Annotated in this window: 14 protein-coding genes, 1 pseudogene and 2 riboswitches; all 15 genes and pseudogenes read left to right on the forward strand. The window is 23.3% G+C overall.

Translation table 4 applies throughout. From position 1 onward, the window contains the following. The first annotated feature begins 36 nt into the window (after positions 1-36). The 15 genes and pseudogenes from STAIW_RS00500 to nrdI all read left to right on the forward strand — a co-directional run bounded on the left by STAIW_RS00500 (position 37) and on the right by nrdI (position 12,192). On the forward strand, positions 37-2,205 hold the full coding sequence (locus tag STAIW_RS00500) for an ATP-dependent helicase (protein WP_020833933.1): 2,169 nt from the start codon (positions 37-39) through the stop codon (positions 2,203-2,205). Positions 2,206-2,297: 92 nt separating this feature from the next. Next, positions 2,298-2,561, forward strand: a complete 264-nt coding sequence (locus STAIW_RS00505) for an HPr family phosphocarrier protein (protein ID WP_020833934.1) — start codon at positions 2,298-2,300, stop codon at positions 2,559-2,561. 130 nt (positions 2,562-2,691) lie between these two features. Continuing rightward, positions 2,692-5,178: pseudogene (locus STAIW_RS06795) on the forward strand (vitamin B12-dependent ribonucleotide reductase). A gap of 93 nt (positions 5,179-5,271) precedes the next feature. Then, a riboswitch (cobalamin riboswitch) is annotated at positions 5,272-5,393 on the forward strand. A gap of 342 nt (positions 5,394-5,735) precedes the next feature. Next, on the forward strand, positions 5,736-6,290 hold the full coding sequence (locus tag STAIW_RS00515; RefSeq protein ID WP_020833935.1) for a hypothetical protein: 555 nt from the start codon (positions 5,736-5,738) through the stop codon (positions 6,288-6,290). After that, positions 6,275-6,547, forward strand: coding sequence for a hypothetical protein (locus tag STAIW_RS00520; RefSeq protein WP_020833936.1), 273 nt, complete (start codon positions 6,275-6,277; stop codon positions 6,545-6,547). Before STAIW_RS00515 ends, STAIW_RS00520 begins: the two co-directional genes overlap by 16 nt. A gap of 12 nt (positions 6,548-6,559) precedes the next feature. Beyond that, the gene (locus STAIW_RS00525; protein ID WP_020833937.1) at positions 6,560-6,985 is read left to right on the forward strand and encodes a hypothetical protein; all 426 of its coding nucleotides are present in this window, start codon (positions 6,560-6,562) and stop codon (positions 6,983-6,985) included. Further along, positions 6,960-7,172, forward strand: a complete 213-nt coding sequence (locus STAIW_RS00530) for a hypothetical protein (RefSeq protein ID WP_148285959.1) — start codon at positions 6,960-6,962, stop codon at positions 7,170-7,172. Before STAIW_RS00525 ends, STAIW_RS00530 begins: the two co-directional genes overlap by 26 nt. A gap of 310 nt (positions 7,173-7,482) precedes the next feature. After that, positions 7,483-7,818 (forward strand): ATP-binding cassette domain-containing protein, encoded by a 336-nt coding sequence (locus STAIW_RS00535; protein WP_020833939.1) that lies wholly within the window; start codon positions 7,483-7,485, stop codon positions 7,816-7,818. After that, complete coding sequence (locus STAIW_RS00540) at positions 7,800-8,015, forward strand: hypothetical protein (RefSeq protein WP_020833940.1); 216 nt, start codon at positions 7,800-7,802, stop codon at positions 8,013-8,015. The genes STAIW_RS00535 and STAIW_RS00540 overlap by 19 nt, the downstream gene beginning before the upstream one ends. 238 nt (positions 8,016-8,253) lie before the next feature. Continuing rightward, on the forward strand, positions 8,254-8,829 hold the full coding sequence (locus STAIW_RS00545; RefSeq protein ID WP_020833941.1) for a hypothetical protein: 576 nt from the start codon (positions 8,254-8,256) through the stop codon (positions 8,827-8,829). A gap of 144 nt (positions 8,830-8,973) precedes the next feature. Then, positions 8,974-9,621, forward strand: a complete 648-nt coding sequence (locus STAIW_RS00550) for a hypothetical protein (protein ID WP_020833942.1) — start codon at positions 8,974-8,976, stop codon at positions 9,619-9,621. Positions 9,622-9,680: 59 nt separating this feature from the next. Beyond that, complete coding sequence (locus STAIW_RS06800; RefSeq protein ID WP_020833943.1) at positions 9,681-9,977, forward strand: cob(I)yrinic acid a,c-diamide adenosyltransferase; 297 nt, start codon at positions 9,681-9,683, stop codon at positions 9,975-9,977. Continuing rightward, the gene (locus STAIW_RS06635) at positions 9,910-10,200 is read left to right on the forward strand and encodes a cob(I)yrinic acid a,c-diamide adenosyltransferase (RefSeq protein ID WP_053228486.1); all 291 of its coding nucleotides are present in this window, start codon (positions 9,910-9,912) and stop codon (positions 10,198-10,200) included. The genes STAIW_RS06800 and STAIW_RS06635 overlap by 68 nt, the downstream gene beginning before the upstream one ends. 146 nt (positions 10,201-10,346) lie before the next feature. Next, positions 10,347-10,468: riboswitch (cobalamin riboswitch) on the forward strand. Positions 10,469-10,699: 231 nt separating this feature from the next. Continuing rightward, complete coding sequence (nrdF, locus tag STAIW_RS00560) at positions 10,700-11,725, forward strand: class 1b ribonucleoside-diphosphate reductase subunit beta (RefSeq protein WP_020833944.1); 1,026 nt, start codon at positions 10,700-10,702, stop codon at positions 11,723-11,725. 2 nt (positions 11,726-11,727) lie between these two features. Next, on the forward strand, positions 11,728-12,192 hold the full coding sequence (gene nrdI, locus STAIW_RS00565) for a class Ib ribonucleoside-diphosphate reductase assembly flavoprotein NrdI (protein WP_020833945.1): 465 nt from the start codon (positions 11,728-11,730) through the stop codon (positions 12,190-12,192). Position 12,193 lies beyond the last annotated feature (1 nt).

The raw sequence follows: 12,193 nt of genomic DNA on the forward strand, positions 1-12,193 counted from the left end.
GGATAAACAAATTTTAAAAAGATTGGAGTACTTTTTATGAATGATTTATTAAAACAATTAAATGATGAGCAATTAGATTCAGTAATAACAACAGATGTTCCTTTAATAATTATAGCAGGAGCTGGAAGTGGAAAAACAAGAGTTATTACATATAAAATTGCATATTTAATTGAAAAATTAAATATTTTACCATATAAAATTTTAGCTGTTACTTTCACAAATAAAGCAGCTCAAGAAATGAAACAAAGAATCGGAAATATTTTACCTAACTTAGAAAGTAAACCTTTAATTTCAACTTTTCATTCTCTTTGTGTAAGAATTTTAAGAGAAGATGGAGAATATATTGGTTTAGAAAAAAATTTTACTATTATTGATTCAAGTGATCAGTTTAAAATTGTAAGACAAATAATGAAAGACTTAGGAATTGATATCGAAAAAGAAAAAGTAGAGAGAAAAATTATTTTAAAAATAAGTAAATGAAAAAATTCATTTACACCATGAGAAAATGCATTTGCTGAAACATTCAAACTTGAAGAAAAAAAATGAGCAAAAGTTTATAGAGATTATGAAGCCTTTTTATTAAAGAAAAAATTTTTAGATTTTGATGACTTAATTTTAAAGGTACATAAATTATTTTTAAAAAATTTAAATGTACAAAGAAAATGAAGAAATAAATTTGATTATGTGTTAGTTGACGAATTTCAAGATACAAATTATGCTCAATTTGATTTAATAAAAGGCTTGGTAGGTAGTAAAAATAATTTAACTGTAGTTGGTGATTCAGATCAAACAATTTATTCTTGAAGAGGAGCAAAAGTTAATATAATTTTAAATTTTAATAAAGAATTTAGAAATGCAAGAACAATTGTATTGAATGAAAATTATAGATCAACAAAATCAATTTTGGATTTGGCAAATAATTTTATTGAAAATAACAAAAATAGAGAAAAGAAAGATATTTTTACTAAAAAAGATGCAGGAGAAATGGTTTATTTAAAAGAAGCTGCTTCAAGAAATTTTGAAGCAAAATATGTAGCATTAAAAATTAAAGAATTAATAAAACAAAAAAATTATAATTATTCTGATTTTTTTGTCCTATTTAGAATGAATGCTTGATTACCAGAATTTGAAAAAGAATTTCAAAATTATAAAATTCCTTTTCAATTAATTGGTGGGTTTCAATTTAGAGAAAGAAAAATTATTAAGGATATAACAGCATTATTAAAAGTAGTAGCTTTGAAAAATGATATTGCGTTAGAAAGAGTTCTAGCTTTTACACCAAAAGTTGGAGCTGTTACAATTGATAAATTATTTAAAGCTGCTAGTGAAAATAATGTAAGTCTTTTTGATTTTTTACTATATGACCAAGAAAAAGTATTACAAATCTCAAAAAACTTAAAGGATTTAATTTTTTGTCTTTTAAAAGGAAGACAGCTATTTGAAAAAAATAGCAAAATAGTTGATATTGCACAAACATTAGTAGCAATAAGCGGATATAATGACAGATTAGATTTAAAAATAAAAGAAGATGAAGAAGCATTGCAGAATTTAAAAGCATATTATGATAAAATGGAAAAATTTGATTTTGAATATGAGACTGAAAAAAATTCAGAAAATAGATTGATTTTATTTTTACAAAATGAAGCACTTACAAATGTACAAGATGATTTAAAATCAATTAATAAAGTTGCTTTATTGACAATTCATGCAGCTAAAGGTTTAGAAAATAAAATTGTTTTTATTGTAGGTTTGAACAAAGACGTATTTCCATCAAAAATGAGCTTTAATTCAATTGATCAGTTAGAAGAAGAAAGAAGAGCTTTTTATGTTGCTATAACTAGAGCACAAGAACTATTATATATTTCTTATGTAACTGGTGGGTATTCATATATTTCAAATGGAGAACTTGGCGCCTCAAGATTTATTTCGGAATTGGATCCAAATTTATACGAAATAGAGAAAAATATATATTTTCATTCATTAACAGAAAAATCAAGTAGTTTTAAAGGAAATGGTAGTTTATTAATTAAAAAACAAGAAAAATATGAAGCAGGAGTTGTTAAAGGCGATAAGATTAATCATATGATGTTTGGGGAAGGAATAGTTGTTAAAGTTGTAGACAAATTTATTTCAGTTGCCTTTTCAAATCCAACTTATGGTGTTAAATCTTTACCAATTAAAACAAATGCATGAGAAAAAATGTAAAATTTTTTCAAAAAATTTATTTAAATTGGAAAAAATCTATTGTATATAAAAAAGATTTATATAAAATAATAATGTCAAGGAGGAATAAGAATATGACTTCATTTACAGCAAAAGTAATTGATCCTGTAGGTTTACATGCAAGACCAGCTTCAGTTTTGACAAAAGAAGCTTCAAAGTTTGCTTCAGAAATAAAAATTAAATCTGGAGAAAAAGAAGGAAATTTAAAATCAATTATGAACGTTATGGCTTTAGCAGTTAAATCTGGTGCTGAAATTACAATTGAAGCATCAGGAGATGATGAAAAAGAAGCGATTGCAGCAATTGAACAAGCAATGAAAGATAATTCAATTATATAGTTGCTAAAATAAAAAAACCCATTTTGGGTTTTTTATTTTTAATAATTTTTTTCACTTTTAATGTATTGACTTTTATTTTAAAATGAATTAAATTAAAAAAACAACTATGTTGTTTAAAGGAGAGAAAAAAATGGGCTATAAAAAGGAACAAATTAATAATTTGAATAATAATATTAAAAAATATTTTAATCATTTATATGAAATAGAAGATACAGATAAAATGTTTTTTGATGGTGTCTCAAGAATGGTAATGCTAGATAGATATTCACAAAAAGATAAAAATTTAATTTCACTGCAAATTGGAGATTTAATAATAACTACTGTAAAAGCTGATTCTGTTTTTCCCAGTAGGGCAATTGGATATGTTAAAGAAATAAGAGAAAATAATAATTATCTTATTGAAATTGAAGAAAACTACATTAATTCAATTGACCATGAATTATTAAAGCAGACTAATTCAGAAAATTTAATTATAAAACAAAAATATGAATTAGAAAAACCATTAGAATTATTTTTTGAACAAATTGCAAAAAGAGTTGGTCATAATTTGGCAAAAGTAGAAAAAGAAGAGTTAAGAGAAGAAATAGGGCATAAATTTGCAAAAGAGTTAGAGAATTAAATATAATTCCAGCAGGTAGAGTTTTATATTGAGCAGGTAGTGGAAGTGAAGTTACTTATTTTAATTGCTATGTTATGCCTTTTATTAAAGATGATAGAATGGGAATTTCAAGTCATAGATCTCAAGTAACAGAAATTATGTCAAGAGGAGGAGGAGTTGGAACAAATGGTTCTACTTTGAGACCAAAAGGAGCTCCTGCAAAATCAGTTGGGGGAAGATCTAGTGAAGCAGTTTCTTGATTGAATGATCTATCGCTTTTAACTCACTTAATTGAACAAGGAGGTTCAAGAAGAGAGGCTCAGATGATTATGCTTGCCGATTGACATCCTGATATTATTGAATTTGTTGTTTCAAAAATGCAAAACTCAAGTATATTACTTTGATTAAGAAATAATTCACCAAGTGAATTAATTCGTCAAGAAGCAAATAATAAATTACGATTTGAATACTTAAATGATTTTGAATTAAAAATGTATGAATCAATTGTAAAAAATAAAGATAATGTTGATAAAGAAGTTTTAGATGAAACTCAAGAAAAATTAAAAATTGGTGGAAGGTGAGTTGTTTCAAATCCAGAATTTATTACAGGTGCAAATATTTCGGTTACAATTTCACATAAATTTATGAAGGCAGTTGAAGAAAACCTTGATTGAGAATTAAAATACCCAGATTTAGAAATTCTTACAAAAGAGCAAAAATATTTTTATGACAATAAATGATCTGAAATTGGAGATATTTTTGAATGAGAAAAACTTGGATATCCTTTAAAAAATATAAGAAAATTAGGGCAAAAGATTTGGGAGATTTAATTAATTTTTGTGCAACTTATTTAGCAGAACCTGGAATTTTCTTTTTAGACGCGGCAAACGATATGAAAAATGCAAAAAGTTATGGGCAAAAAATTGTTGCTACAAATCCATGTGGAGAACAACCACTTGCACCATATTCGGTATGTAATTTATCTGCAATAAATTTGTCAAATTTTGTTAATAAGGATACAAAAGAAATTCTTTATGACAAATTAAAAAATACAGTGGAGGTCTGTGTAAGAATGCAAGATAATGTAATTGATTCAACTCCTTATTTTTTAGAAGAAAATAAAAAACCAGCTCTTGGAGAAAGAAGAGTTGGTTTAGGTGTTATGGGATTACATGATTTATTAATTTGAGCTGGTATAAAGTATGGTTCAAAAGAAGGAAATAAAATAGTCAATAAAGTATTTGAAACAATAACAGTAACAGCTTATAAAACTTCAATAGAATTAGCAAAAAAAAAGGATCTTTTCCTTTTTTAGAAGATAGAAGTAAATTTATTCAATCAGGTTTTATGAAAAAAATGTCAAAAGAAATTCAAGATTGTATTATTAAATTTGGATTAAGAAACTCACACTTAATAACAGTAGCTCCAACAGGTTCAACAGGAACTATGGTTGGTTGTTCAACAGGGTTGGAACCATATTTTGCTTTTAGTTATTTTAGAAGTGGAAGACTTGGAAAATTTATGGAAGTAAAAGCAAAAATTGTTGAAGATTGATTGTTACTAAATCCTACTTTTAAAGATAAACCTCTTTCAGAATATTTTGTAAGTGCAATGCAATTATCTCTTGAAGATCATGCAGATGTTCAATGTATAATTCAAAGGTGAGTTGATTCTTCAATTTCAAAAACTGTTAATGCTCCAAAAGGATATAAAGTTGAACAAGTAGAAAAAATATACATGAGACTATATAAGGGCGGTGCCAAAGGATGGACTGTTTATGTTGATGGAAGTAGAGATTCTCAAGTTCTTTCTCTTGAATCGACAGATACAGAAGAAGTTATAGAAGAAAAATTATTACCAATTAATGAGCAAGATATTCCAAAAAAAATTACAAAGGAGCAAAAAATAGGAAATGATGTTGGTTATTTGTGCCCTATGTGTACAATTGGAACTTTAATTGAATCAGCAGGTTGTATAACTTATGCTAATTGTGGAGCACAATTGAAATGTGGTTTATAAGAATTAGAATTTAATCCAATTCTTTTTAATTTTAAAAATCTTTTTTATAATTTTTATAGATATAATGAAATTGAAATTTAAACACACACTATAAGGGAATTTGGTTAAAAGCCAAAACTGTAACAGCAGCTGTAATGGGAATTAAATATTATATAATCATTGGAATTAATTTTCTGAGAAGGATATATTTAAGATGAACCAAAGTTAGGATACCTTATTTTTATGTAATATTTTATTATTCTTTTACTGGCTATGAAAGAAAATATTTATTTAAAATAAATGTTAATTAGACACGATTGTAAAAAATCGTGTTTTTATTTCACTATTATTTATTAATTGGAGAAAACGATATGAAAAAAATATTATCATTATTAAATAGTTTTAGTTTGGCAATTTCAACTTTTGTATTTTTATGCACAAATATAATTTCTTGTTCAATTCCTAAAGTGGCAGATTAGGATTTTATTGATTATAGTTATATTAAAGATACTCAAAAAAATTTAGAAAAAATCTTTTTTAAATGAAATAATATTAAAAATAATTATATAAAATCTTATATGGTAAATAATTCTATAATAAAAGTTGATCAGCAAAAATTTGAAAATAATGAAATATTTATTCAAGATATTAATAAAAAAGTTATTGATATTTTTTCTTCTAATTTAAGAATGTGAAAACTGATTGAAAATAATTTAACTTTAAATCCAGAAGATTTAAAGTTAGACTTACAAAAAATAGATTCAGTTGCAACTACATCAAATCAATATATGTTTAAATATTTTTCATTAAAATTAAGTTTTAAGGATGATGAAATAAATTTTTTTAATATAGTAGGAAAAATTTATAATTATAATTTTGTTCCTATTGAAATATTAAATAAAGATACTTTTATAGAATTAAATAAAAATATTGAAAAAGCACAAAATAAATTTATTTCACAAGAAGCATTTATAACAATTGCATTTAATGGAAATGAAAAACAAAATATAATTTGTACTAAGGAAAATATTGGCTCACAAATTGGTGAAGAAGGTTGTGACTGAGATGGAGAGCAATGAGTTTCTATCAACGAGTTAAAAAAAGATAATTTGGTTTTTTGTCAGTTAGACTAAGAAGCATTGGATTGCTTCCTATAAATAGAAAATTAAAAATTGAAGATATCGAAATTGATGTTTATTCTGGAATAAATAGTTGAAACACAGAAAGTAAACCTTATATAGATGAAAATGATTTAAATAAAATAATCTTTAAAAAACAAAATAATTTTGGTCCACATTCTATTTTATTTAAAACTAATATAAGATACTCAAAAGATAGTAATGAAAAAATTGAAATATGAGGATCATATTTAAAAAAAATTAATTATTAGAGGAATTTGTTTATGAAAAAATATAAAATTGCAGTAAATATTTTAACTATTTTTTTAGTTTTCTTTATTATTTTATCTTCAATCTTTATTTATAAATTTTTTACTTTTAAAAATGATGTTGTAAATAGTGAAAATAATAGTTTTTTAAAAGTAAAAGTATTTAATCAGGATGAAATAATTTTGGAAGAAAGAAAAGAAAATGTTATTGGTTTAAGTTTATTAAATGTTTTAAAAAATGATTCAAGATTTGTTTTTAGTGCTCAAAATTTTTTAAAAAAAATTTTGGAAATTGAAAATGCAAATAATTTTTTTTGAATGATCTATTCTGCGACTCATAATTCATGTAAAGATGAAATTAATTTTTCATCTAATGTTGGAGCAGCGGATTTATATTTAGCAAGGGAAAATGATTTTGTTTTTAAATTCGAAAAATTTTAGTTCTAATTTTAGAGCTACTTTCAATATAACTGTTTTAGCTTTATATTTGGTATTAGTTTTTATTTCTCAAATAGTTTTATTTTTTGTTCCAAATGTTGAACTAGTAACTTTATTAATTGCATATTCAGTTGTTATTTTTAAATTTGGATTTTCATTATCAATTAGTCTAATTTTTTGTTTTTTATAAGGATTATATTATGGTTTTGGAGATTGAATAATAACTTACTTTATTATTTGACCCTTACTTGTTAATGTTATTTTTATTTTTAAAAAAGCAAAAATATTAAATTGTTTTACATTTATTTTTATTTGTACTTTATTTGGCTTTTCTTTTGGAGCAATTGATTCCTTATATAATAAATTTATTTTTTATACATATTGAATTAAGGGTCTTATTTTTGATTTGATTCATGGTTGTTCAAATTTCTTAATTGCATTTTTTTGTTATAAACCCTTGATAAATATTTGAAATTTAACTTTAAAGAAATATTTTTAAAATGAAAATTATTTTGGAACTAAAAAATATTTCAAAGAAAATTAATGGAAAAAAAATTTTGGATAATAGTTCATTCAAAGTAAATCAAGGAGCAATAGTTGGGTTTTTAGGTAATAATGGTTCTGGAAAAACGATGTTGATGAAATTAATTTTTGGCGAAATAAAAAAAGATTTTGGCGAAATATTATATTTTGGTAATAGTATTTTCTTAAATAATTTTTTGCAAGAAATTAGTTTTTTTCCTGATTTAAATAATATTAATTTAAATTTTACAGTCAAAGAATATTTATTTTACATTGAAAAATTATTAAATAAAAAATGTGTAACAATTTTTTAACAACTCACTTGATTGAAGAATTAGAAGATTTAATAAATTACTTAATAGTAATTGATAATGGAAGAATAATTTATGAGAATCACTTTGATTTTAAGAAGCAAAAAATTAAAAATATATATAATAAATTAATTAATTTTAATAAAATTGATATGAATAAAATTGAATCTGCATTAAAAGAAATAAAAAATGAAAATTAACAAAAAAATATTAGTTGTAATAATGAAAATGAATTTTAAAAAGATTTCATTAATATTCCTTTTTTAATTTTATCTATTATTTTTTTTATTTTTAATACTATTTTTTTAATGGAATAATTTTGGGATTGTTAACTTTAAGAAATTTGCTTTTCGTAAAATATTCAATAGATATATTACTAATTACATTAATCAATTTATTTGTATGTTTATTTTTTTTAAAAAATAATATAATGATGGAATGCATAATATTGAAAAAAGATTTGGCGTAAAAATAAAAAATATTTTTTTAATTAGATTTTTAATTTCAAAAATATTAATCTGACAAATTATTATAATAACTTTTTTAGTTCAATTAATGGGATTTTCTTTAATGGATAATTTACCAAAAGATATATACTTAACAAAATTAATTTTGCCATTTGCTTTTTATTTTTTATATGATGTTTTTATTTTTTCAATAATTTTATTTTTAATTTTTATAATACATCAGATAATTGTAATTTTTATTCCTTTACTAATGAGTTTTTTAATAATTTTAAATCCATTAATTTTTAATTATAAATATTTTAATAATTATGAGGGAAAAGTAGAATATGAATTACTAAAAAATCAAACTATATTAACTGCAAAAATTTTTTTAGGGAAAAATTTTAATAATTTTATTAAAAAAAATTATGAATATTCATTTTTAAATAAAGAATATTTAGGCTTTAATATTTCATGAAATAATGGAATTCAACATTATTGAGATTTATATGAAAGAGCATTTTATTTTGGTGATATATTTTTTGAAGACTTTAAAAAAGAATTTTAAAAAAATTCTCCAACTATTTTTAAATTTTTTACAGATATAAATAATTCCTTATTCGAAAATGAATGAATTCAGAATTGCAATAAAGAATAAATTCCTTTTAACTATGGAAAAGAAGAAAAAAAAGATAAAAGATATTTAAAAAATATGTGTAGTATTTCAGATTTTTCAATTTATTTAAAAAATAAAAATATAAATCATGGCTTATATAATAATTTACTAATTCATATATCTAACTCATCAATTTTATTTCAATTTCTTAATGAAATGAATAGTGTTATTTCATTTGCACCTGGAACTAAAGGAGGTTTGATTTTTAAGTATGGTCATACTGATAATAAAGAAGTTACTTTAAATTCTTTAACATTAAATTATAAAACATCAATTCAGTTAGTTTTTAATTGGTACTTTTTAAATTTATTAAGATCTTCCTTAAATTTTGATACTCAACAACTAATTGCAATTAAAAAACAATCTGAAATTATGGACAAATTTAAAATTCAAAACAATTTAAATTTGTTTAATCATTTTTCCTTGCTACGAATGGGGGAAAACCATTTAAATAAAACCTTAGACGATATTTGATCAATTATTAGCAATGTTGATATTGGTGTAATAAATAATTATTTCAATATTAATTTAACAAATGAGCAGGAAAAAATTGATACTTCATTAGTAAAAAATGACTTTAGATTTAGTATTGAAAATTCAGATTTAAATGAAGATTATATTTCAAATATAAAATCAATAGTAATTTATGAAATTATGTTTTTACTTACTTTTTTATATTTTTAGGGTTTAATTATTTCGGTTATCTTTTTTATAGAAAAAATGAAATTAAAGGAGAAATTTAAATGAAAAAAAGATATTTACATATTTACTGTGGTGAGGGAAAGGGCAAAACATCCATATTAAATGGAACAGCTATAAGAGCTATTGGAGCAGGCTTAAAAGTTAAATATATTAGATTTTTAAAAAATAGGGAAACAAGTGAAAATAAGGTATTAGAAAAAATAGGTATAAAAATTGAGAATTATTATCATTTTTCTAAAAAATTTGTTTGAGAAATGAATCTAGAAGAAGTTGAATTATTTAAAAAAAGAGACATTAAAAGGGTATGAAAAATTCACAAATTTACTTCAAGATGATAATGTTGATTTAGTCTTAGCAGATGAAATTTTAGGGGCTATTGGAAATGGTTTTATTAATAAAGAAGAAATAATTCAAGTTTTATTAAATAGAAAGCAACATATAGAAGTTGCATTATCTGGAAGGTATTCTTTTAAAGAATTAAATGATATTGCAGACCTTATTTCCGAAATTACGCCCAGAAAACATTATTTTGAAAAGGGTGTAATTTCAAGAAGGGTTTAGAATTTTAATATTTAAAAAATTTCTATTTTTTTTTAAAAAAATAATAATTCTTTTTTTAATTTTTTATACCTTTTTGCGATATTTTGATATATAAACATAATAGAAATAAAAAACACAATTTAATATTTAAACAATTTAAAAGTTTTAGGGAATTTGGTTAAAAGCCAAAACTGTACCAGCAACTGTATTGGGAATTAAGTATTGTATAACCATCAGAATTAATTTTTTGAAAAGAATACATTTAAGATGAACCAAAGTCAGAATACCTAGCTTTAAATTTATATATTCTTTTACTGGCTATAAAAGAGATTATTTGAAAAATAATATTTTAGCCACGATTTTATATCGTGTTTTTATTTCACTAAATAAGTCTAAAAATAACTTGTTTTGTGTAATAATATTTAGGACCTATCTTTAATGACCCTAAATTTAATTATTTCTATACAAATTTTAAATAATAAAAAGTTAATAGTTAGACTGAAAGATTGAGGGGGTAATTATGTCTAAACAACAAAAAAATCAGTATTATAATGAATCTTATTCTCCATTAGAATATGCAATGAATAATTTTACTGGAAAAATGAGATCTGTTAATTGAAATGTAATGAATGATGAAAAAGATTTAGAAGTATGAAATAGAGTAACTCAAAATTTTTGATTACCAGAAAAAATACCAGTTTCAAATGATTTAGTATCTTGAAAAACATTAACGCCTGAATGACAAGAATTAATAACAAGAACTTTTACAGGTTTAACTTTATTAGACACAATTCAAGCAACAGTTGGAGATACAGCACAAGTGCCAAATTCATTAACAGACCATGAACAAGTAATATATACTAATTTTGCTTTTATGGTTGCAGTTCACGCAAGAAGTTATGGGACAATTTTTTCTACTTTGTGTTCAAGTCAACAAATTGAAGAAGCTCATGAGTGAGTTATCAATACAAAAAGCTTACAGGAAAGGGCTAAAGTTTTAATACCATTTTATACTGGAAATGATTCTTTAAAATCAAAAGTAGCAGCAGCATTAATGCCAGGTTTTTTACTTTATGGAGGTTTTTATTTACCATTTTATTTATCTGCACGTGGTAAGCTGCCAAATACTTCAGATATTATAAGACTAATTTTAAGGGACAAAGTTATTCATAATTACTATAGTGGTTATAAATACCAAAGAAAAATAGAGAAATTGGAACCAAAAAAACAAGAGGAAATGAAAAAATTTGTTTTTGATTTACTATTTGAGTTAATTGATTTAGAAAAAGATTATTTGAATGAGTTATATGCAGGTTTTGGATTAGCAGAAGAAGCTATTAAATTTAGCTTGTATAATGCAGGAAAATTCTTGCAAAATTTAGGTTATGATTCACCATTTACAGATGAAGAAACAAGAATAGAGCCTGAAATATTTACACAATTATCTGCAAGAGCAGATGAAAATCATGATTTCTTTTCAGGAAATGGTTCTTCTTATGTTATGGGTGTAACCGAAGAAACACAAGATGAGGATTGGGAGTTTTAATTATGCATAGTGATGTAATAAGAGTTTCAAGAGAAAAAATATTGAAACCAATGGGTGAAATAATAGTAGTTTACTTTTCTTCGCCATCAAATAATACTCATAGATTTATTCAAAAACTGGAATTTGAAAATTATAGAATTCCATGAGAAATTGATGAGGAATTAATTGTAAATAAGGAATTTGTAATTGTAACGCCAACTTACGGAGGCGGAGGATCAGACTTAACAGGTGCTGTTCCAAAACAAGTTATCAAATTTTTAAATAATTATCAAAACAGAAATTTATGTAGAGGAGTAATAGCTTCTGGAAATACTAATTTTGGCGATACTTTTGCGATTGCTGGACCAATTATTTCTAAAAAATTAAATGTGCCTTTACTTTATCAATTTGAATTATTGGGAACTGAAAATGATGTTCAAACAATAAAGGAAATCTTAGAAAACTTTTGAGAAGAAGGGGTAAAATAAA

Origin of the sequence: Spiroplasma taiwanense CT-1 (assembly GCF_000439435.1) — a bacterium.
Taxonomy (GTDB): Bacteria; Bacillota_I; Bacilli_A; order Mycoplasmatales; family Mycoplasmataceae; genus Spiroplasma_A; species Spiroplasma_A taiwanense.